Annotated in this window: 25 protein-coding genes and 1 tRNA gene; 15 read left to right on the plus strand and 11 right to left on the minus strand. The window is 52.7% G+C overall.

Annotated features, from left to right (window positions below; all coding sequences use genetic code 11):
* Window positions 1-7 precede the first annotated feature (7 nt).
* Window positions 8-367: a fumarate reductase subunit FrdD gene (frdD, locus tag AOY24_RS20655; RefSeq protein ID WP_042999169.1), complete on the plus strand. Its 360-nt coding sequence runs from the start codon at window positions 8-10 to the stop codon at window positions 365-367.
* Between the two features lie 107 nt (window positions 368-474).
* Window positions 475-1,008, plus strand: a complete 534-nt coding sequence (locus AOY24_RS20660) for a lipocalin family protein (protein WP_042999168.1) — start codon at window positions 475-477, stop codon at window positions 1,006-1,008.
* Here AOY24_RS20660 and sugE read toward each other — a convergent pair.
* Complete coding sequence (gene sugE / locus AOY24_RS20665; protein ID WP_042321373.1) at window positions 1,005-1,322, minus strand: quaternary ammonium compound efflux SMR transporter SugE; 318 nt, start codon at window positions 1,320-1,322, stop codon at window positions 1,005-1,007. The genes AOY24_RS20660 and sugE overlap by 4 nt on opposite strands.
* Before the next feature lie 256 nt (window positions 1,323-1,578).
* Between sugE and AOY24_RS20670 the strand changes: the two genes are divergently transcribed.
* Window positions 1,579-2,169, plus strand: coding sequence for a LuxR C-terminal-related transcriptional regulator (locus tag AOY24_RS20670; RefSeq protein ID WP_042999167.1), 591 nt, complete (start codon window positions 1,579-1,581; stop codon window positions 2,167-2,169).
* A 33-nt stretch (window positions 2,170-2,202) separates the two neighbouring features.
* On the opposite strand, the gene ecnB is transcribed toward AOY24_RS20670, so the two are convergent.
* From ecnB to efp, 3 genes are all read right to left on the minus strand, one after another.
* Window positions 2,203-2,349 (minus strand): lipoprotein toxin entericidin B, encoded by a 147-nt coding sequence (gene ecnB / locus AOY24_RS20675; RefSeq protein WP_042999166.1) that lies wholly within the window; start codon window positions 2,347-2,349, stop codon window positions 2,203-2,205.
* 108 nt (window positions 2,350-2,457) lie between these two features.
* Window positions 2,458-2,592, minus strand: coding sequence for an entericidin A/B family lipoprotein (locus AOY24_RS20680; protein WP_054177264.1), 135 nt, complete (start codon window positions 2,590-2,592; stop codon window positions 2,458-2,460).
* Between the two features lie 63 nt (window positions 2,593-2,655).
* Window positions 2,656-3,222: an elongation factor P gene (gene efp, locus AOY24_RS20685; protein WP_042999164.1), complete on the minus strand. Its 567-nt coding sequence runs from the start codon at window positions 3,220-3,222 to the stop codon at window positions 2,656-2,658.
* Window positions 3,223-3,263: 41 nt separating this feature from the next.
* Between efp and epmB the strand changes: the two genes are divergently transcribed.
* On the plus strand, window positions 3,264-4,292 hold the full coding sequence (gene epmB, locus AOY24_RS20690; protein ID WP_054177265.1) for an EF-P beta-lysylation protein EpmB: 1,029 nt from the start codon (window positions 3,264-3,266) through the stop codon (window positions 4,290-4,292).
* A gap of 161 nt (window positions 4,293-4,453) precedes the next feature.
* Window positions 4,454-5,320, plus strand: coding sequence for a YjeJ family protein (yjeJ, locus tag AOY24_RS20695; protein ID WP_054177266.1), 867 nt, complete (start codon window positions 4,454-4,456; stop codon window positions 5,318-5,320).
* Between the two features lie 166 nt (window positions 5,321-5,486).
* On the opposite strand, the gene AOY24_RS20700 is transcribed toward yjeJ, so the two are convergent.
* The 3 genes from AOY24_RS20700 to AOY24_RS20710 all read right to left on the minus strand — a co-directional run bounded on the left by AOY24_RS20700 (window position 5,487) and on the right by AOY24_RS20710 (window position 7,982).
* Window positions 5,487-5,840 (minus strand): DUF4156 domain-containing protein, encoded by a 354-nt coding sequence (locus AOY24_RS20700; protein WP_042999161.1) that lies wholly within the window; start codon window positions 5,838-5,840, stop codon window positions 5,487-5,489.
* Between the two features lie 158 nt (window positions 5,841-5,998).
* Window positions 5,999-7,645, minus strand: a complete 1,647-nt coding sequence (gene groL, locus AOY24_RS20705) for a chaperonin GroEL (protein ID WP_003025464.1) — start codon at window positions 7,643-7,645, stop codon at window positions 5,999-6,001.
* 43 nt (window positions 7,646-7,688) lie between these two features.
* Entirely contained in the window at window positions 7,689-7,982 is a 294-nt protein-coding gene (locus AOY24_RS20710) for a co-chaperone GroES (RefSeq protein WP_000027827.1), read from the minus strand.
* A gap of 272 nt (window positions 7,983-8,254) precedes the next feature.
* Here AOY24_RS20710 and yjeH point away from each other — a divergent pair, with 272 nt between their 5' ends.
* Window positions 8,255-9,505, plus strand: coding sequence for an L-methionine/branched-chain amino acid transporter (gene yjeH / locus AOY24_RS20715; RefSeq protein WP_042999160.1), 1,251 nt, complete (start codon window positions 8,255-8,257; stop codon window positions 9,503-9,505).
* Window positions 9,506-9,558: 53 nt separating this feature from the next.
* Here yjeH and AOY24_RS20720 read toward each other — a convergent pair whose 3' ends face one another.
* Window positions 9,559-10,035, minus strand: coding sequence for an FxsA family protein (locus AOY24_RS20720; RefSeq protein ID WP_042999159.1), 477 nt, complete (start codon window positions 10,033-10,035; stop codon window positions 9,559-9,561).
* A gap of 340 nt (window positions 10,036-10,375) precedes the next feature.
* Between AOY24_RS20720 and aspA the strand changes: the two genes are divergently transcribed.
* The 5 genes from aspA to AOY24_RS20745 all read left to right on the plus strand — a co-directional run bounded on the left by aspA (window position 10,376) and on the right by AOY24_RS20745 (window position 15,991).
* Window positions 10,376-11,812 (plus strand): aspartate ammonia-lyase, encoded by a 1,437-nt coding sequence (gene aspA / locus AOY24_RS20725; protein ID WP_042999158.1) that lies wholly within the window; start codon window positions 10,376-10,378, stop codon window positions 11,810-11,812.
* A gap of 114 nt (window positions 11,813-11,926) precedes the next feature.
* Window positions 11,927-13,228, plus strand: coding sequence for an anaerobic C4-dicarboxylate transporter DcuA (gene dcuA / locus AOY24_RS20730; protein ID WP_042999157.1), 1,302 nt, complete (start codon window positions 11,927-11,929; stop codon window positions 13,226-13,228).
* A 119-nt stretch (window positions 13,229-13,347) separates the two neighbouring features.
* Complete coding sequence (cutA, locus tag AOY24_RS20735; protein ID WP_044257253.1) at window positions 13,348-13,695, plus strand: divalent cation tolerance protein CutA; 348 nt, start codon at window positions 13,348-13,350, stop codon at window positions 13,693-13,695.
* Window positions 13,671-15,380 (plus strand): protein-disulfide reductase DsbD, encoded by a 1,710-nt coding sequence (locus AOY24_RS20740; protein ID WP_054177267.1) that lies wholly within the window; start codon window positions 13,671-13,673, stop codon window positions 15,378-15,380. The genes cutA and AOY24_RS20740 overlap by 25 nt, the downstream gene beginning before the upstream one ends.
* 35 nt (window positions 15,381-15,415) lie before the next feature.
* A complete protein-coding gene (locus tag AOY24_RS20745) occupies window positions 15,416-15,991 on the plus strand; it encodes a transcriptional regulator (protein WP_043001810.1) in 576 nt (191 codons plus the stop codon).
* On the opposite strand, the gene AOY24_RS20750 is transcribed toward AOY24_RS20745, so the two are convergent.
* Window positions 15,988-16,578, minus strand: a complete 591-nt coding sequence (locus AOY24_RS20750) for a LysE family translocator (RefSeq protein WP_044257255.1) — start codon at window positions 16,576-16,578, stop codon at window positions 15,988-15,990. The genes AOY24_RS20745 and AOY24_RS20750 overlap by 4 nt on opposite strands.
* A 38-nt stretch (window positions 16,579-16,616) precedes the next feature.
* Window positions 16,617-17,462 carry an AraC family transcriptional regulator gene (locus AOY24_RS20755; protein WP_054177268.1) on the minus strand — a complete coding sequence of 282 codons (846 nt, stop codon included), beginning with the start codon at window positions 17,460-17,462 and terminating at the stop codon, window positions 16,617-16,619.
* 169 nt (window positions 17,463-17,631) lie between these two features.
* On the opposite strand from AOY24_RS20755, the gene AOY24_RS20760 reads away from it, so the two are divergent.
* Together AOY24_RS20760 and AOY24_RS20765 are read left to right on the plus strand one after the other, a co-directional pair.
* Window positions 17,632-17,707: transfer RNA gene (locus AOY24_RS20760), tRNA-Phe, on the plus strand.
* A 162-nt stretch (window positions 17,708-17,869) separates the two neighbouring features.
* Entirely contained in the window at window positions 17,870-19,129 is a 1,260-nt protein-coding gene (locus tag AOY24_RS20765) for an integrase arm-type DNA-binding domain-containing protein (RefSeq protein WP_054177269.1), read from the plus strand.
* A 121-nt stretch (window positions 19,130-19,250) separates the two neighbouring features.
* On the opposite strand, the gene AOY24_RS20770 is transcribed toward AOY24_RS20765, so the two are convergent.
* Window positions 19,251-19,541, minus strand: a complete 291-nt coding sequence (locus tag AOY24_RS20770; RefSeq protein ID WP_054177270.1) for a hypothetical protein — start codon at window positions 19,539-19,541, stop codon at window positions 19,251-19,253.
* 196 nt (window positions 19,542-19,737) lie between these two features.
* Between AOY24_RS20770 and AOY24_RS20775 the strand changes: the two genes are divergently transcribed.
* The gene (locus AOY24_RS20775; RefSeq protein ID WP_054177271.1) at window positions 19,738-19,998 is read left to right on the plus strand and encodes a helix-turn-helix domain-containing protein; all 261 of its coding nucleotides are present in this window, start codon (window positions 19,738-19,740) and stop codon (window positions 19,996-19,998) included.
* A gap of 265 nt (window positions 19,999-20,263) precedes the next feature.
* Window positions 20,264-20,698 carry a hypothetical protein gene (locus AOY24_RS20780; protein WP_200906167.1) on the plus strand — a complete coding sequence of 145 codons (435 nt, stop codon included), beginning with the start codon at window positions 20,264-20,266 and terminating at the stop codon, window positions 20,696-20,698.
* Window positions 20,699-21,428 lie beyond the last annotated feature (730 nt).

Raw genomic sequence — 21,428 nt, forward strand, 5'->3', positions numbered from 1 at the left:
GTCCGGGATGATTAATCCAAATCCAAAACGTTCTGACGAACCCGTATTCTGGGGTCTGTTTGGCGCAGGCGGTATGTGGGGTGCGATTATCGCGCCAGTGATGGTTCTGCTGGTGGGGATTCTGCTGCCGCTGGGTCTGTTCCCGGGCGATGCCCTGAGCTATGAGCGTGTTCTGGCGTTTGCTCAGAGCTTTATCGGCCGTGCTTTCCTGTTCCTGATGATTGTCCTGCCGCTGTGGTGTGGCTTACACCGTATGCACCACGCGATGCATGACCTGAAAATCCATGTGCCGGCTGGCAAATGGGTGTTCTACGGTCTGGCAGCCATCCTGACCGTCGTCACGGCGATTGGCATTCTGTCCGTCTAACGTCATCCGCCCTCTTGTCTGCTGATAAGAGGGCGTTTTTATCATTCCCGCCATTATTTCCCCCGCCAGGTTCTACACTTAGGAAAAAACACCCTAAGGATAAAACTATGCGCCTGCTCCCCATCGTTGCCGCTGTAACCGCTGCGTTTCTGGTGGTCTCCTGTAGTACCCCAACCCCGCCACAGGGCGTTACCGTGGTGAATAACTTCGATGCCAAACGCTACCTCGGAACCTGGTACGAAATTGCCCGCTTTGATCATCGCTTTGAACGCGGACTGGAGAAGGTCACGGCGACTTATAGCCAGCGCGATGACGGTGGCCTTACTGTCATCAATAAAGGCTGGAATCCGGACAGGAACAGATGGCAGCAAAGTGAAGGAAAAGCCTATTTTACCGGTGACCCAAGCCGCGCAGCGCTGAAGGTTTCGTTCTTTGGGCCTTTCTACGGCGGGTATAACGTTATCGCGCTCGACAGAGAGTACCGACACGCGCTGGTCTGCGGCCCGGATCGCGACTACTTGTGGATACTCGCCCGCACGCCAACCATTTCTGACGAAATGAAGCAGCAGATGCTGGCCGTCGCGACCCGGGAAGGGTTTGATGTCAATAAACTTATCTGGGTGAAGCAGCCCGGCGATTAGTGGGTGCTTAATTTCAGACCAATAATACCGACAACGATTAACGCCAGACTTGCCAGACGCATGGGATTGGCCGATTCGCCCAGCAGCAGAATACCGGTGATGGCGGCACCGACGGCGCCAATCCCTGTCCACACGGCATACGCGGTACCCACGGGTAGCGTTTTCATCGCCCACGCAAGGAGCGCCATACTGACGATCATCGCAGCAATGGTGATGATACTCGGTGTCAGGCGACTAAAACCGTGGGTATATTTCAGCCCCACCGCCCAAACGACTTCAAGCAGACCGGCGATTAATAAGATTATCCAGGACATATCAGGCTCCAGAGAAATGGGGCCGTCCCCGATGAAAGAAGCGTTCGCAGGTCGTCCTGCAAAGCTGAAGGTGGAAAAAACATTCTTGCCCGAGCGGCGGTGAATTTCAACATTTTTATCTTTCCGCACCTAAAAGCTTGAATTAGGCGCATTTCGCTGCGTATTTTGCGCATTCAGCACTCATCCGACTTCTCTATGATGGGACGCTTTCTGAAGTCAGGAAGCCATTTGCCTTACTTCTGAATGCGAAAACGCTATGTTGAAAATATTAGTGATTGACCGTTGCCACTTCACCCGCACAGGGATCGAGGCATGGCTTAATCATTCCGAACTCTTTAATACGTCGTTTCTGGTCTCTGGGCTCAATAATCTCTTACTGGTTAAAGAGCACATCCAACAGTGGAAACCTCACCTGGTTATTGCGGACTTATACGGGTTTCTCAACGACACCCTGTCGGCCGAGTCCATTGCCCCATTTTTCCTCGCCTGTGGCAGCAGTCCGTTGATATTACTGGAGTCAGGAGGCGTGATGGTAGAGACGCAGCGCTATCCTGTCTGTGCATCATTAACCAAGCAGGTCTCTCTGGCGATACTGGCTGAAAATATCCACAACGCCCTGCTGAGCGGCTCGGTATCGGAAGCGCCCGGCAATGCCTCGACGCTGCTTACACCTCAGGAAGAGAAAGTACTGACGATGTGGATGGAGGGGGCGAGTAACAACGCGATTGCCTGTGCGCTCAGTATTCATGGCAAAACGGTGTACACCTACAAACGCAATATCCGCATGAAGTTACACATGGATAATCGCTTTTCGCCGTTTCTTGCGCCAGCCGAGCTGAAAAATTAACGGCACGACAACACTGCCGTACCGTTTTCACCGTTACTGCTGAGCTTTGGTTGCTGCGCCTGAAATAGCGTTGCCGCCGTCGGAGATGTCTTCGCCCACACCACGTGTGGTGTTACACGCAGTCAACACGGAGGAAAGTACTAACACAGAAAAGATCGCTGCAATTGTCTTTTTAACCATAACGTCTTCCTTTTCTAGCCAATGTTATTTGTGTAGTGCCACTTAATCATAGACAAGATCCCGAACAATGCCGGGAGATAGACGCTTTTTAGGACGATGAGAAGAAAATTAACTGGCCGCGTGAGAAATGGAATTGCCGAGGTGCTTAATATCCTCACCAAAGCCGCGCGCGGTATTGCAGCCCGCCAGCATCGAGGTGGTGAGAAGAATCAGTGTTACAAGACCGAGAAGACGTTTCATCATTCCTGCCCTGGATAAACAATGGCGCAGCAAAGCTGCTGCACCATAATGAGCTAAACGCGCGGATTATTTAACGCGGGAAACGTATTCGCCTGAACGCGTATCCACTTTAATCACTTCGCCAATCTGAACGAACAGAGGCACTTTAACTACGGCGCCAGTAGACAGCGTTGCCGGCTTGCCACCTGTACCAGCGGTATCGCCTTTCAGACCCGGATCGGTATCAACGATTTCCAGTTCAACAAAGTTCGGCGGCGTCACGGAGATAGGCTGACCGTTCCACAGGGTCACGATGCACTCAGCCTGATCCAGCAACCATTTTCCGCTATCGCCAATCGCTTTAGCATCTGCGGAAAGCTGCTCGAAGGTTTCGTTGTTCATGAAGTGCCAGAACTCGCCGTCGTTGTACAGGTAAGTCAGGTTCATATCTACAACGTCAGCGCCTTCAGCAGAGTCAGTCGACTTGAAGGTTTTCTCAACGCGAGTACCGGTCAGCAGGCGACGCAGTTTCACGCGCGCAAAAGCCTGACCTTTACCTGGTTTAACGAATTCGCTGGCTTCAACCGCATAAGGTTCGCCGTCCAACATGATTTTAAGACCAGCACGAAAATCGTTGCTATAGTACGTTGCCATAAGGCCCTCTGAAAATTGTTAACTGGTAGCTAAGCCACAAAATGGCGCATATTGTAACCCTAAATACCCCATCCAGAGAAGATTGGTTATCGCAACTTGCCGATGTTGTGACCAATCCCGATGAACTCCTGCGTCTTTTGAATATAGACGCAGATGAAAAACTGTTGGCTGGACGCGACGCCAAACGGCTGTTCGCCCTGCGCGTGCCGCGTGCATTTATCGCACGTATGGAAAAAGGCAATCCTGACGATCCGCTTTTACGTCAGGTACTTACCTCCGAAGATGAGTTTATTACCGCGCCGGGTTTCTCCACCGATCCGCTGGAAGAACAGCATAGCGTCGTACCGGGACTGCTGCATAAATACCGTAACCGGGCGCTGCTGCTGGTGAAAGGCGGCTGTGCGGTAAATTGTCGCTATTGCTTCCGTCGCCACTTTCCGTACGCCGAAAATCAGGGAAATAAGCGAAACTGGCAGACGGCGCTGGACTACATTAGCGCGCACACCGAGCTGGATGAGATCATTTTCTCCGGCGGCGATCCGCTGATGGCCAAAGATCATGAGCTGGACTGGCTGCTCACACAACTGGAAGCCATTCCCCATATCAAACGTCTGCGTATTCACAGTCGCCTGCCCATCGTCATCCCTGCGAGGATTACGGAGGGGCTGGTTGCCCGCTTCACCCGTTCTTCGCTGCAGATCCTGCTGGTGAATCACATTAACCACGCTAACGAGGTGGATGACGCGTTTCGAAAAGCAATGGCGAAACTACGCATCGCAGGCGTTACGCTGCTTAATCAGAGCGTCCTGTTGCGTGGCGTCAATGATAACGCGCAGACGCTGGCGACCCTCAGTAATGCGCTGTTTGATGCGGGCGTCATGCCCTATTACCTGCACGTGCTGGATAAAGTGCAAGGGGCGGCGCATTTCATGGTGACGGATGATGACGCGCGCCAGATTGTGCGTGAACTGCTCACCCTGGTCTCGGGTTATATGGTGCCCAAACTGGCGCGGGAAATTGGCGGCGAACCGAGTAAAACGCCACTGGATTTACAACTGCGTCAACAATAACCTCGCAATCAGGTGTCCGTATCCGGACACCTGTCACCAAAACCCCGGATTCCCCCATTCTGTATGCTATTTTAGCGACACCTTGCGAACTATATATTTAAAAATCATATGTATAAGTCGCAACTAATCGCTGAATTTATTATTGGTGAGGGAGAACCGTTATGGCTATCAGTATCAAAGGAGTGAATACGGGTGTTATTCGTAAAGCGAACGAATTCATCGCGCTGGCGCTGAAAATTAAAGAGCTAAGGAACAAGGAATCGCTGTTTTTTCTACCTGCGCTGGAATTACGCGATCTGCTGATTGCCGTGGAAAGTCGTCTGTACCAGAAACAGCAACTGAACGCTGCCGAACGTCAGCACTACGAAAAAACGCGCGATGCTATCAGCAAGAAAATGCAGGAAAACATTCCCGCGATGGTGGAAAACGAACTTCGACATGCGGATATTCATCGCCGTGTCACCGCCGTCGCCTTAACTGACGCGAGTGGTGACAACATCACACTGACCTTCACGCTTCACGATGGCACAACCTGCGACCTGCGGGTGAACGAATTGCAGATTGATACTTTGGTGTATGCCATTATTCGGGCGATAGAGAACGCGGGTATGCGGGAACTGGCACTGAGGATCTCCTCGTTGCTGGATTTTTTGCCGCTGTACGATGCGGACTGTCTGGACCATGAGCGACTGGAATACGACGCCTACACGCAGTCAGAGTGGAAACACGCGCTTTTCACGCATTATCTTGCGGTACTTTATCGTTTTACGGATGAAACAGGAAAGGAACGGTTCTGCGGCGCTGTCGTGAAAACCCGCGTTCCATCGGGTAGTAAAGAGGCGGAAGCCATTTCCCGTCGTGTACTCGACTTTAGCCCGAGGCTGAAAAAACTGGCAGGTAAATCGTGTCAGGCTTTTGTCAGAACGCTGACGGCGGATAAAGCGCAGACGCTGACCCAGGAGCAATGCCTGCGCGCGCTACATCATTTACGGGTTCAGTCCGTTAACGCCGCAACACAGCACGCCTGATGGCGCTGCGCTTATCAGGCCTACGACATAACTTCGAGTCATTACACAAAATCATTCAATCAGAATCGCGGCGGCAAGCGAAGAAATCCCCAGGAGCATAGATAACTATGTGACTGGGGTTTCACAGCGCAGCCAACAAAGAGGCTGGTTGAAGGATGAAGTGTAATCAATTAGGGCACTTATAAACCTGGCCAATCATCTCACTGGCCGTCGGGACAAAGCTGGATAACATGCCCTGGCTCGGGCTGCTGACGCCATAAATCACGTTGCCGCCCATCGCTGCTGCCTGGTTGCGCAGGTCATTTGCCGCACCACGCATAGAACCGCCTTCTTCACCGTGCTGACCTGAAAGCCAGTTGCTTTGCTTCCCGGTGGCCGTGCCAATCAACTGACATTCAGCGCCTGGCTTCTCTTCCACAAAGCGAACACTTTGCCCTGCGGAACTCAGTTCGTTGCTGGAGCTACAACCCGCCATCAGTAGCGCGGCACCGACGATCCCTGCTAAATATTTCACGTGCATGTTATTCCCCATAATCAATGAGCTGGACGTTTTGTCCGTCACTGAATCTTATACTAAAAAGATGACCAAAAGAAAAACCCCCGAACATTTCTGCCCGAGGGTTTCTCATTTCTGGGAGATAAACACCCTGCAGCCTGAAGGATGCAGGGTGTAGGCGATTACATCATGCCGCCCATACCACCCATGCCGCCCATACCACCAGCAGCACCTAAGTCAGGCGCGTCGCCTTTCGGCAGGTCGGTTACCATGCACTCGGTGGTAATCATCAGGCCAGCCACAGAAGCCGCGTACTGCAGAGCAGAACGGGTGACTTTGGTTGGATCCAGGATACCCATATCGATCATGTTGCCGTATTCTTCGGTCGCTGCGTTGTAACCGTAGTTGCCATCGCCCGCTTTCACGGTGTTAGCGACAACAGACGGTTCTTCGCCGCAGTTCAGAACGATCTGACGCAGCGGAGATTCCATTGCGCGCAGCGCAACTTTGATACCGACGTTCTGATCTTCGTTCTGACCTTTCAGGCCAGCGATTTTGGAGGCTACGCGAATCAGCGCCACGCCACCACCGGCAACCACGCCTTCTTCTACCGCAGCACGGGTCGCGTGCAGGGCATCTTCAACGCGGGCTTTTTTCTCTTTCATTTCAACTTCAGTCGCAGCACCAACTTTGATGACTGCCACGCCGCCTGCCAGTTTCGCTACGCGCTCCTGCAGTTTTTCGCGGTCGTAGTCGGAGGTGGCTTCTTCGATCTGCTGACGAATCTGAGTCACACGACCCTGGATTGCCGCTTCGTCACCCACGCCATCGATGATGGTGGTGGTGTCTTTGTTGATCACAACGCGTTTTGCCTGACCCAGGTCTTCCAGCGTTGCTTTTTCCAGCTCCATACCGATCTCTTCAGAGATCACGGTACCGCCAGTCAGAGTCGCGATATCCTGCAGCATCGCTTTACGACGATCGCCGAAACCAGGAGCTTTAACCGCAGCCACTTTCACGATGCCGCGCATGGTGTTAACCACCAGCGTTGCCAGCGCTTCGCCTTCCACATCTTCAGCGATGATCAGCAGCGGTTTGCCTGCTTTCGCAACGGCTTCCAGAACCGGCAGCATTTCGCGGATGTTGGAGATTTTCTTGTCAGCCAGCAGGATGAACGGGCTTTCCAGTTCTACTGCACCAGTTTCCGGCTTGTTGATGAAGTACGGTGACAGGTAGCCACGGTCGAACTGCATACCTTCAACGACGTCCAGTTCGTCCTGCAGACCGGTACCGTCTTCCACGGTAATCACGCCTTCTTTACCGACTTTGTCCATCGCTTCTGCGATCAGTTTACCTACGGTTTCGTCGGAGTTAGCAGAGATGGTACCCACCTGAGCAATGGCTTTAGAGTCGGAGCACGGTACGGACAGCGCTTTCAGTTCTTCAACCGCAGCCGCAACCGCTTTGTCGATACCACGCTTCAGGTCCATCGGGTTCATACCCGCAGCAACGGCTTTCAGACCTTCGGTGATGATGGACTGAGCCAGTACGGTCGCAGTGGTGGTACCGTCGCCTGCTGCGTCATTCGCTTTAGAGGCGACTTCTTTCACCATCTGCGCGCCCATGTTTTCGAACTTGTCTTCCAGTTCGATTTCACGTGCTACGGAAACACCATCTTTAGTGATGGTCGGTGCGCCGAAGGATTTGTCCAGAACGACGTTACGGCCTTTCGGACCGAGGGTGACTTTCACTGCGTCTGCCAGTACGTTTACGCCGCGCAGCATTTTCACACGAGCGTCGTTACCGAATTTTACGTCTTTAGCTGCCATTTTCTCTTTCCCTTAAATTCGTATGTTCAGTGTCGTTCGCGGATTACGCTTCAACAATTGCCAGGATGTCGCTTTCAGACATGATCAACACTTCTTCATTGTCGATCTTCTCAGATTTCACACCGTAACCATCGTTGAAAATCACGATGTCGCCGACTTTCACGTCCAGCGGTTGCACGGTACCGTTATCCAGGATGCGACCCTTACCGACAGCGATGATTTCGCCACGAGTTGATTTACCCGCTGCAGAACCGGTCAGAACGATGCCGCCAGCAGATTTGGACTCAACTTCTTTACGTTTAACGATCACGCGATCATGTAACGGACGAATACTCATTGATAGCTCTCCTTTGAGAAAGTCATTATCAGTTATGGGTGACGCCGGCCCGCTAAGGTTCCCGGCTAGTGACCAGAGAGATGGGGATGGGTTTTTGCCCCTTCAAGGGGCAATGTGAAAAAAAATTCTGATCAGCAAAAAATCCTGTAAAAACCCTACTTACCTCACATTTCTCGCCTATTTAATCGCTGGCGTCATAAGCAAATCTGATTGTGATAACATCGAAAACCTGCGCAGTGGCCTGGCATTCAGGCGCAAACGGATAACAACTCATGAGTGGACTGAAACAAGAGCTTGGATTGGCTCAGGGTATTGGCCTGTTGTCGACATCATTATTGGGAACAGGCGTGTTTGCCGTCCCGGCCCTGGCGGCACTGGTAGCAGGCAACAACAGCCTGTGGGCCTGGCCAGTTTTGATTGTGCTGGTGTTTCCCGTTGCGATTGTGTTTGCCCTGCTAGGCCGACATTACCCCAGCGCAGGCGGCGTCGCACATTTCGTCGGCATGGCGTTTGGCCCACATCTTGAACGGGTCACCGGCTGGCTGTTTTTGTCCGTCATTCCCGTGGGTCTTCCTGCTGCGCTGCACATTGCCGCCGGGTTTGGTCAGGCGATGTTTGGCTGGCACGGCTGGCAACTATTGCTGGCCGAACTGGGTACACTGGCGCTGGTGTGGTTTATCGGTTCACGCGGCGCGAGCTCCAGCGCAAACCTGCAAACGGTGATTGCCGGTCTGATCGTGGCGCTGATTGTCGCTATCTGGTGGGCTGGCGATCTCACACCAGCAGAAATCCCTTTCCCTGCGCCAGCCGATATTGAAATGTCGGGGTTATTCTCCGCGCTGTCGGTGATGTTCTGGTGCTTCGTCGGTCTGGAAGCGTTCGCCCATCTGGCCTCAGAATTCAAAGACCCCGAACGGGATTTCCCTCGCGCACTGATGATGGGTCTGCTGCTGGCCGGTTCGGTCTATTGGGCCTGCACCGTTGTGGTTCTGCACTTTGATGCCTATGGCGAAACGATGGCAGCGGCGGCCTCCTTACCGGAAATTGTCGTGCAATTGTTTGGCGTTCAGGCGCTGTGGGTAGCCTGTGTGATCGGTTATCTGGCCTGCTTTGCCAGCCTCAATATTTATATTCAGAGTTTTGCCCGTCTGGTGTGGTCACAGGCGCAATATAAACCGGACCATTATCTGGCCCGCCTCTCCTCCCGTCATATTCCACGCAACGCGCTCAATGCCGTGCTGGGCTGCTGCGTAGTCAGTACGCTGTGCATTTATGCGTTAGAGATCAATCTCGATGCGCTCATCGTCTATGCCAACGGCATCTTTATCATGATCTATCTGTTGTGCATGCTGGCAGGGTGTCGCCTGTTGAAAGGGCGGTATCGCGCGCTGGCAATGGTGGGCGGATTACTATGCCTTCTGTTACTGGCAATGGTCGGCTGGAAGAGTCTGTATGCGCTGATTATGTTGGCGATACTGTGGCTGTTTTTGCCACAACGAAAAAAGGTTGAACATCACTTATAGGCCGGTTCCACGAAAATGCCCGGTGGCGCTTACGCTTACCGGGCCTACGGGAATCAGTCGCGACGATCGTCTTTGTGTTCGATACGGTCACGTTCTTCATCTTTGCGCTGGAACTCACCGTCAAAGGTGTCGCCACCGCCGGTTCCGGCGCTAAAGCCGCCACCCGGCATCCGGGAAAAACGCAAATGCGGCAGCAGCTTCATCGTCAGATGCTTCTGCACCGGTGGTAATAAAAGAAGAAGACCGAGGAAGTCGGTGAAAAAGCCTGGCAACAACAGCAACAGACCCGCGATGATCAGCGAAACACTCTTGATCATCTCTTCAGCCGGGCTCTCTCCTGCCGCCATTTTCTGCTGCATCAGCAAAAAGTTCTTAAACCCCTGGTTGCGTACCAGCGACATCCCGATGACCGAGGTGAAAATCACCAGTATGAGCGTCATCAGTACACCCATCACATGGGCAACCTGAATAAAGATAGAAATCTCAATATAAACATAGAGAAAGACTGCAAGTAACGGTATCCAGCGCAAAAGGATTCTCCTCAAACGACCGCCGTGATGCCCACGTCGGCCCGAAAATAGTTGCGATTCGCATTAGTCGGATGTAGGGGTAGTTCGCAAAATTTCAAGCTATTTGTACACTTATTTTTAGAGATAATCCTAAAGCGGTGACCTATTTCACAAAATAATAATTAAGGAGTAATTTACCACACTTAAAGTGATCCAGATTACGGCACAATTTCTGAAGCAGAATATGATCTCGTTGACCAGACCGATGTAGGGGATAATCGTCGGTCAAGAAACAATCGAAACCACATATATTCTGTGTGTTTAGTGCATTCATTGGCAGCTTTAAATAAAGAAGGTTCACATGTTAAACAACATTCGTATCGAAGAAGATCTGTTGGGTACCAGGGAAGTTCCAGCCGAAGCCTACTATGGTGTTCACACTCTGAGAGCGATTGAAAACTTCTACATCAGCAACAACAAAATCAGTGACATCCCTGAATTTGTGCGCGGCATGGTAATGGTTAAGAAGGCCGCTGCTCTGGCAAACAAAGAGTTGCAGACCATCCCTAAAAGTGTAGCGAACGCCATCATTGCTGCATGTGATGAAGTCCTGAATAACGGCAAATGCATGGACCAGTTCCCGGTAGACGTTTACCAGGGCGGTGCAGGCACCTCCGTCAACATGAATACCAACGAAGTGCTGGCCAATATCGGGCTGGAGCTGATGGGTCACCAGAAAGGTGAATATCAGTACCTGAACCCGAACGACCACGTGAACAAATGTCAGTCTACTAACGACGCCTACCCAACCGGTTTCCGCATCGCCGTTTACGCTTCTATCGTAAAACTGGTCGATGCTATCAACCAACTGCGTGAAGGCTTTGAGCGTAAAGCTGTCGAATTCCAGGACATCCTGAAAATGGGTCGTACCCAGTTGCAGGATGCAGTTCCGATGACCCTGGGTCAGGAATTCCGTGCTTTCAGCGTACTGCTGAAAGAAGAAGTGAAAAACATCGAGCGTACCGCTGAACTGCTGCTGGAGGTTAACCTCGGCGCAACGGCTATCGGTACCGGTCTGAATACCCCGAAAGAGTACTCTCCGCTGGCAGTACAGAAACTGGCGGAAGTCACTGGCTTTGCCTGCGTTCCTGCTGAAGACCTGATCGAAGCGACCTCTGACTGCGGCGCTTACGTGATGGTACACGGCGCGCTGAAACGCCTGGCGGTGAAGATGTCCAAAATCTGTAACGACCTGCGCTTGCTCTCCTCTGGCCCACGTGCCGGCCTGAATGAGATCAACCTGCCGGAACTGCAGGCGGGCTCTTCTATCATGCCAGCGAAAGTGAACCCGGTTGTACCGGAAGTCGTCAACCAGGTGTGCTTCAAAGTCATCGGTAACGACATCACCGTCACCATGGCGTCTGAAGCCGGTCAGCTGCAGCTGAACGTGATGGAGCCAGTGATTGGTCAGGCGATGTTTGAATCGATTCACATCCTGAGCAACGCCTGCTACAACCTGCTGGAGAAATGTGTTAACGGTATTACCGCTAACAAAGAAGTGTGCGAAGGGTATGTCTACAACTCTATCGGCATCGTCACCTACCTCAACCCGTTCATCGGCCACCACAACGGCGACATCGTCGGTAAGATTTGTGCCGAAACCGGTAAGAGCGTACGTGAAGTGGTGCTGGAGCGCGGTCTGTTGACTGAAGCTGAGCTGGACGATATTTTCTCCGCACAGAACCTGATGCACCCGGCTTATAAAGCAAAACGCTATACTGATGAAAACGAACAGTAATCGTACAGGGTAGTACCATGGAGGGCACGTCAGATGACGTGCCTTTTTTCTTATAAGAAGTTACTAAATAACAACAATTTAATATCAACTTGTTAAACAACAAGGAAGGCTAATATGATAGTTGTCGAACTTATCATTGTTTTGCTGGCAATCTTTTTGGGCGCCAGACTTGGGGGCATCGGGATTGGATTTGCAGGTGGACTGGGTGTTCTGGTTCTTGCCGCTATCGGCGTGAAACCGGGTAACATTCCGTTCGATGTGATTTCCATCATCATGGCGGTTATCGCTGCTATCTCCGCGATGCAGGTTGCGGGCGGTCTGGACTATCTGGTTAACCAGACAGAAAAACTGCTGCGTCGGAATCCGAAATACATCACGATCCTTGCACCGATCGTGACCTATTTCCTGACTATTTTTGCAGGCACCGGGAACATCTCCCTGGCAACGCTGCCGGTTATCGCTGAAGTGGCGAAGGAACAGGGCATCAAGCCTTGCCGTCCGCTCTCCACCGCGGTGGTTTCCGCTCAGATAGCGATCACTGCATCGCCTATCTCTGCTGCGGTCGTCTACATGTCTTCGGTCATGGAAGGCCATGGCATTAGCTACATCCACCTGCTGTCTGTGGTCATTCCGTCCACGCTGCTGGCGGTGCTGGTAATGTCCTTCCTCGTGACCATGCTGTTCAACTCCAGGCTCTCTGACGATCCGGTATACCGTAAACGTCTGGAAGAGGGTTTGATTGAGCTGCGCGGTGAGAAGCAGATCGAAATCAAACCTATGGCGAAGAACTCCGTCTGGCTGTTCCTGCTGGGCGTAGTGTGCGTAGTGGTTTATGCGATCATCAACAGCCCGAGCCTCGGTCTGGTTGAGAAACCGCTGATGAACACCACCAACGCTATCCTGATCATCATGCTGAGCGTCGCGACGCTGACCACGATCATGTGCAAAGTGGAAACCGACGCCATCCTCAACTCCAGCACCTTCAAAGCCGGTATGAGCGCCTGTATTTGTATTCTGGGCGTTGCATGGCTGGGTGACACGTTCGTGTCTCACAACATTGACTGGATCAAAGACACTGCAGGTGAAGTGATTCAGGGCCATCCGTGGCTGCTGGCTGTCATCTTCTTCTTTGCTTCTGCACTGCTGTACTCTCAGGCAGCAACCGCTAAAGCACTGATGCCGATGGCGCTGGCGCTGAACGTTTCTCCGCTGACTGCCGTTGCGTCTTTCGCTGCGGTTTCTGGTCTGTTCATTCTGCCTACTTACCCAACGCTGGTTGCGGCGGTGCAGATGGATGACACCGGGACAACGCGTATCGGTAAATTTGTCTTTAACCACCCGTTCTTCATCCCTGGTACGCTGGGTGTGTTACTGGCGGTTTGCTTCGGCTTCCTGCTGGGCAGTTTCATGCTGTAAGTGTTACCTGCGGGGCGTGTTCACGCCCCGCATTTCCCTCCCCTTTGTCTAACATCCTTCCCTCGTCCGTTGTATAGTGACCACTCTTTTGCCGGTCATTCTGTTCATTCGAGGTGTTTATGCATGATGTGAGTCGTCAGGATATCGCCCTCTCCGATGCCGTTGTTGTACTCTGTACCGCGCCGGATGAAGCCACCGCCCAGGATCTGGCGGCCAAAGTGCTGGCAGAAAAACTGGCGGCCTGCGCCACGATTATTCCCGGTGCCACCTCGCTGTATTACTGGGAAGGAAAACTGGAGCAGGAATACGAAGTCCAGATGATCTTAAAAACCTCGGTGGCACACCAGGACGCCTTACTCGATTGCCTGAAGTCTCATCACCCGTATCAAACGCCCGAGCTTCTGGTTTTACCCGTTACCCACGGAGACAGTGATTACCTCTCATGGCTCAACGCATCCTTACGCTGATCCTGCTTTTTTGCAGCACATCGACTTTTGCCGGACTTTTCGACGCGCCGGGTCGCTCGAATTTTGTCCCTGCTGACCAGGCCTTTGCCTTTGACTTTCAGCAAAACCAACACGATCTTAATCTCACCTGGCAGGTGAAAGACGGGTATTACCTGTATCGCAAGCAGATCAGTATTACCCCTGCACGGGCGGAAATCGCGGAAGTGACGCTGCCAGCGGGCGTCTGGCATGAAGATGAGTTCTACGGGAAAAGCGAAATCTATCGCAATACGCTCACCATTCCGGTTACCGTCAACCAGGCGCAGTCTGGCGCCACGCTAACGGTCACGTATCAGGGCTGTGCCGATGCGGGTTTCTGTTATCCGCCGGAAAGTAAAACCGTGCCGCTAAGTGAAGTGACCGCCAGCGCGAAGCCGAAACCAGTGGCGCCAGCAGCAATACAGCAACCGCCGCAGCCGGAGCAAGCGCCAGCCCAGCTCCCCTTCTCCGCCCTGTGGGCGCTGCTGATCGGTATTGGCATCGCTTTTACCCCCTGCGTACTGCCGATGTATCCACTGATTTCCGGCATCGTACTGGGCGGTAAACAGCGTCTTTCCACCGGACGCGCACTGCTGCTGACATTCATCTACGTACAGGGGATGGCGCTGACCTATACCGCGCTGGGGCTGGTGGTGGCCGCCGCCGGATTGCAGTTCCAGGCGGCTCTTCAGCATCCGTATGTCTTAATCGGCCTGGCAGTGGTCTTTACCCTGCTCGCCCTGTCGATGTTCGGCCTGTTCACCCTGCAACTGCCATCGTCGCTGCAAACGCGCCTCACGCTGATGAGTAACCGTCAGCAAGGCGGTTCTGCGGGTGGCGTGTTTGTGATGGGCGCGATTGCCGGGCTGATTTGTTCGCCGTGTACCACCGCACCGCTGAGCGCCATTTTGTTGTATATCGCTCAGAGCGGGAATCTGTGGCTCGGCGGCGGTACGCTGTATCTCTATGCACTAGGGATGGGGCTGCCGCTGATGCTGGTCACCGTCTTTGGTAACCGTCTGCTGCCGAAAAACGGCCCGTGGATGGCGCAGGTCAAAACGGCGTTTGGCTTTGTTATTCTCGCGCTGCCGGTCTTTTTGCTGGAGCGCATCATCGGCGATACGTGGGGCTTACGCCTGTGGTCGCTGCTGGGCGTGGCCTTCTTTGGCTGGGCGTTTATTACCAGCCTGCAAGCAACGCGTAGCTGGATGCGCATCGTGCAGATAATCCTGCTGGCGGCGGCGCTGGTCAGCGTGCGTCCGCTCCAGGACTGGGCGTTTGGCACGACGGTGACCCAGACACAGGCACATCTGGACTTCAAACCGGTGGCAAGCGTTGAGGAACTCAAACAGGCGCTGGCCGAGGCGAAAGGCAAACCGGTAATGCTGGACCTGTACGCCGACTGGTGCGTCGCCTGTAAAGAGTTTGAAAAGTACACCTTCAGCCATCCACAGGTAAAACAGGCGCTGGGCGATACGGTACTGTTACAGGCTAACGTCACCGCCAATAACGCACAGGATGTGGCGCTGTTGAAGCATTTGCAGGTATTAGGACTGCCAACCATCCTGTTCTTCGATACGCAAGGTCAGGAACACCCGCAGGCACGGGTGACGGGCTTTATGGATGCGGCGACGTTTAGTGCGCATTTGCGCGATCGCCAACCGTGAGCGACACTTTCAGAGGTAAAGACGGAGGAATGACCGTGCAACGTGAAGATGTCCTGGGAGAAGCCCTAAAATTACTCGAGATCCATGGGATTGCGAACACCACACTGGAGATGGTGGCCGAGCGCGTAGATTATCCGCTCGATGAAATGCAGCGTTTCTGGCCGGACAAAGAGGCCATTCTGTATGACGCGCTGCGCTATCTCAGCCAACAGGTGGATATCTGGCGTCGCCAGCTATTGCTGGATGACACCCTGAGTGCCGAGCAAAAGCTGCTGGCCCGCTACACGGCGCTGGCAGAGTGCGTGAGTAACAATCGTTACCCGGGCTGCCTGTTTATCGCCGCCTGTACGTTTTATCCCGATCCGTCGCACCCCATTCATCAACTGGCAGATCAGCAAAAAAGCGCGGCGCACGATTTCACTCACGAACTGCTGACCACGCTGGAGATTGACGATCCGGCAATGGTGGCTAAACAGATGGAACTGGTGCTGGAAGGCTGTCTGAGCCGTATGCTGGTCAATCGCAGCCATGCGGATGTGGAGACTGCGCATCGTCTGGCAGAAGACATTCTGCGCTTTGCCCAGTGCCGCCAGGGCGGGGCGCTGACCTAAGCAAACACTCCCACCCACGCAGAGATCAACAAACACAACGCCATCACACGCTGAAAACGCACCATCGCCACGGTGGTGCGAAACACTCGGTTTACCGCCTTTCCCAGCCACGCCCAACACAGCAAACATCCGATAGAGATGAGCAAAAACCACAGCGCCATCAATGCAATATCGCGCAGTGCGTGACTCCCGGTCGGCGCAAACAGACTCACCACCGCCAACGCCATCATCCACGTTTTCGGGTTTACTATCTGCAGCAGCGCCGCGGCGCGCGCGGTAAAGCGATGAGATGGTTTTCCGGACAGATTCGTAGCCGGAGCGCTGAATAACTGCCAGCTCATCCAGCTTAGCCACGCTACGCCTGCCCAGCTCATCACCTGCCGCACCAGCGGATGTTGATGCAATATCTCCCCAGCCCCGGCCCCAGAAATCAACACAATCATGCTCGCCGCCACACAACCGCTGACCAACGCAGGTAGTGTCGCTTTCACGCCATGATGCTGACTGTTCGCCAGGATGAGGATATTGGTGGGACCGGGGGTGATAGAGGCGACAAACGCAAACAGCAAAAACGGCGCGATACTCACAGGCAGACTCCTTTTTAGTTGAGCTTCTGACTGTGACGCTATTTCCTGTAAACGTCTGGAAGGTTTGTGCACAAGCGACGGTAATGCGCAGGCGAAATACGATACGCGCGCTGGAACCAGCGCCCCAGATGGCTTTGATCGGCAAATCCCAACGCTGCTGCGACATTAACCGGCAGCGCGCCCTTCGCCAGCATCTGACGTGCCTTTGCCAGCCGTAGCTGAATCAACCATGCGTGTGGAGCGAGGTGAAACTCGCGTTTAAAGCTGCGCGTCAGCGTAAAACGATCCGTTCCGGTCTCACGCGCCAGATCGGAAAGGCCAATGTTGTCACCCATATGCGCATACAGATAATCCCGGGCGCGATGGGCGATCGCCGCGCTCTGTATCTGCGAAGGGAGGCGCTTTCGCCAGTGGCAATGAGTGGTGAGCTGTGAAAGAAGATGATCCATCGTACTTTGTTGCACAATACGCATCTCTTCGGTATGCAAGGCGTTAAACGTTTCGCCAATGGCGCGCACCAGCTGCGGCTCACGCGACAGCGTCCGGCTGAAATGCAGGGAATAGCTGTCCGGCGTGGTGTCATAAAGGCCCTGCAACGTTTTTGTCAGCCACTGCTCATCCAGATAAAAGGTGAGATAGGTAAACCCACCGGCCACCGGCGCATCGCCATCATGAATCTCACCCGGCTCCAGCAAAAAAGCATCACCCGGTTGGCTGTGGTGACGCTCACGCCGACAGTGAAATTGCTGCGTACCGGAAAGGGTAATACCGACCAGAAAGCTATCGTGCCAGTGCGGGTCAAATGCATGCCCTTCAAAATGGGCTTTGATTGTCTCAATACCGGTATCGGCATGTTGTCGCAGCTCAAGCCAGTCGTTTGCCATACTGCCCTCCTCTCGCTGCCAGCATTGCCTGTTCAGAACGCATCTGTCTGGAAGATTTGTGCAAACTGAACGCAGAAACGCACAGATTGCCGCAAACTTAAGCAGTTGAACAGCTTTTCCCTAAATTAGGTTGACTGTCGTGCATGATTACGGTTTAATGCGCCCCGTTGCCCGGATAGCTCAGTCGGTAGAGCAGGGGATTGAAAATCCCCGTGTCCTTGGTTCGATTCCGAGTCCGGGCACCATTATTCAGTTTCATGACATCCCCATAAGTCCTGAAACACTGCAAAATCATAAAGTTAAATAAGCCTGATGGTACTGCAAAGTTCTGTCAGGCTTTTTGACATCCGTTGATTTTGGGGGCTTAATTGGGGGCTCATCGGTTCGATAAACAATGGAGCCCCCATATGCCTCTCACTGATACTGCCATTCGTCATGCCAGACCACTTGATAAACCTTACAAACTTAGTGATGCACAGGGTCTGTATCTGCTGATTAAACCTAACGCATCAAAACTCTGGTATCTCAAATACCGCTTTAACGGCAAAGAAAAAAAACTTGCCTTTGGTGCATATCCCGCGGTCTCACTGGCAATTGCCCGTAAGTTACGCGAAGAAGCAAAAGCCATACTCAGTGCAGGTAACGATCCGGGTATAAAGAAACAGCAGGAAAAACAGGTTCGCCAGAACGGCAGCACCTTTGAAGATGTCGCCCGTAAGTGGGTCACCGGTAACCTTCGCTGGGCTGAAGCGCATGCTGCAAAAGTTCTGCGCTCGCTGGAATTACACGTTTTTCCACTGATTGGGCGTCTCCCTGTTGCTGACCTGAAAACCGCCGACCTGCTCACTCCCTTGCGGATCGCGGAGAAAAAAGGCAATCTCGAAACCGCCGCACGGATACAACAACGTACCACAGCGATCATGCGTTACGCCGTACAGGAAAGCCTCATTGAAAGTAATCCGGCAAACGACCTCACCGGCGCGATAACACCACCACCTAAAAACCACTATCCCGCGCTGCCGCTGGAAAAACTGCCAGACATACTGAAGCGTATTGAAGGTTATTCCGGCAGATCATTAACCCGTCTGGCAGTTCTGCTTAATCTTATGATCTTCATTCGTTCCAGCGAGCTACGCTTTGCCCGCTGGACAGAGATCGACCCTGATAACGCCATGTGGGTCATTCCTGCACAGCGTGAACCCATTCCCGGTGTGCGTTACTCCGGACGGGGAGCGAAAATGCGCTCACCTCACCTGGTCCCGCTGTCAGTGCAGGCCGTGGCGGTACTGAAACAGCTCAGGGTGTTGTCCGGTAACGGCGAACTGCTGTTCCCCGGAGACCATGACCCACGTAAGCCGATGAGTGAGAACACCATCAACAAGGCTCTGCGCACAATGGGCTATAACACGAAGGTGGATGTTTGTGGGCACGGTTTTCGTACAATGGCCTGTAGCGCACTGATCGAATCTGGCCGCTGGTCAAAAGATGCCGTCGAGCGACAGATGAGTCATCAGGAACGCAACCGCGTCCGCGCGGCCTATATACACAAAGCGGAGCATCTGGATGAACGTACAAAAATGATGCAGTGGTGGTCAGACTATCTCGACGCCAGCAGAACAACATTTATTCCACCATATCGCTACGAACAGCAGACAGATGTAACATAAGGGAAAAACAATCCTGAAACGTTGCGCCCGAATAGCGTGTCACCAGGTTCTGACTCCGCATCATGACCAGAACACAAACCCCGTTTCATGTCACCCGAAACGGGGTTTTCACGGGTGGTATTCACAGAACAAAGCCGTAATGCGTGCCGTCCGGCAGCTCAACATCCACAGAGATTTTACAGCCATATGCACCGGCAAATCGTCGCAGGTCCGACAGCGTCATTGTGTGATTCAGCCTGACCACAAGCCAGGAAGGTGCTCTGGTCTCCGCGTTTTCATTGAGGAGCAGGAGCTTCTTTCTGAGCCGGGCAAGGGCGCGTCTCAGCATGATATCCCCGGACATCTCCTGAATTTCATCCGTCACATCCGGTCCTTCAGTCTCCGTATGCCAGTACCAGTCGTTATCAGTCATCGTTTACTCCTCCTGTGTTGTCCTACGCCACGTATGTTAAGTATTCCTGAACAAAAAAAAGCGCAAGCATTACAGCAAAAAGTCAGAATGCCATCGTACCGGAAGGTAGTTAAACCTTCATGTTCAGCATCTCTAAACAACATGAGTGTAAAGTAATGCTAAACATAACGCCACTATTACCGTTAGTGGGGTGCCTGTGTTACCCGTCCGCCTTAAAACCGCCCGGCTCCGGGCAAAACTGACTCAGGAAAAGCTGGGCGTCCTCGCCGGTATTGAAGAGGCCACGGCGCGTTCCCGGATATCGCAGTATGAAAGCGGCATTCACCGCCCGACGTTTGAGATGGTGTGCGCATTAGCCGACGTGCTGCATGTGCCGGAGAGCTATTTCTATACGCGGGATGATGAGTTTGCGGAGGTCGTGTGCGCGTGTTATCTGAAGTGGAAAAAGAACGCCTGAACGCGGCGTTTATGTCCGGTCTTTCGTGCCGTACCACGTAACTGAAACAGCGTGCAGAGCTGTTGGCCGGTGGGGTGAATAAATCCATCAGGTATCATCAGGATGCATTCAGGGTTTCTGATAAAAATGCTCCTGAATCATGACATTAATGATGAATTTATTGTGAAGGGTTCTACAGACCGGGATATTGTCATCTGGTAAAACTCTGCGGAATCACTTACTTTAACCGCAAAATAAAAGCAGGCTTATAAAGGAGATCATGATTGTGGCATTGAGTAAGGATGACATTATTTTAAATGAAATAAAATATTACAACAGGCATATTTCCGGGTTCAGAACAAGGGCAAATACGCATGGGGTGTGGATATTTATTTCAACACTTGGATGCTGGAGTGTCGATATACCCACCTTGAGATTAGTTGCAATACTTCTGATTTTATTTATCTTTTTATACTTTATCAGACTGGAGCAGACTGACAGAAGAACATTCCGGGAAATAAGCGAAACAATAAGAAGCAATATCAACAACGACCTGAGCGGTGATATACAAAAGAAAAGATTAAATGACCTTGATTCAGTAGACAAAAACAGGAAGTCAATTAAAATGGTTTTTAAAACATCCCCGATATTTATTATGTGCTATATATTCTATGGTATCAGTATTGCTGTCTTCACTCGTGATTTGCTGACCTTGATATAATCACTAACTTTCAGTAACTTCCTGCTGAAAATAAAATTAAGCCATGAACTGTTTGTAATGAAGATAACAGCAAAGAATAATATTAACATAACTGTCAGGCACCAACAGACGATGAATTTAAGGCTTGCGGATTTGCGGCTTCAGTTTCGAAGAAACTGTTAAGACGGGAAATCCGCAAGTGGAGCGCGGACAGAAAATTCAGTTTCGGAGAAACTGCTAATTTTCAGGCACCGCGCCCACCTGCGAACGTTCGCCCGAAGCGAACTGAGCAGGCCGGGGGGAGCCGCAAAAATTTCGCCACCCCAGTGAGCGAAAAGCTGTCGCCCACGACAGCGGTTTTTGTGGGGGGCACAGCCCCGCACACCGTCGCAGCTAAGCCGGTATTCCGGCGTGGCGAGACCAGCCCCTTTAAAGCCACGTTTCCGGCATTTTCGCGCGGGCGGGAAAATAACGGGTAAAACGGGCGTCTTAAAGGGGCTGGTCGCGCGTAGCGTGCGACGGTGTGCCGCCGTTGACCCAGGGGGCTTTGACGCAGCGTTCAGCGAAGACATTGCCCCCATGTTTCCTGTTGTCAGGGCGTCCAGCCAGGACAGAAGGAAACACGCCATTGTCCGCCGGACGGGCGTTTCACGGAACTGACGACCACGGGTCGGCGGTACCGGGAAAGCGCGGACAGCGGGAATGAGTGGCCCCGCCACTCACGCTGTTCTGTGTTTTATGGCGGCACAGG

This window comes from Citrobacter sp. CtB7.12 (genome assembly GCF_001297795.1).
GTDB classification, from domain to species: Bacteria; Pseudomonadota; Gammaproteobacteria; order Enterobacterales; family Enterobacteriaceae; genus Citrobacter_A; species Citrobacter_A amalonaticus.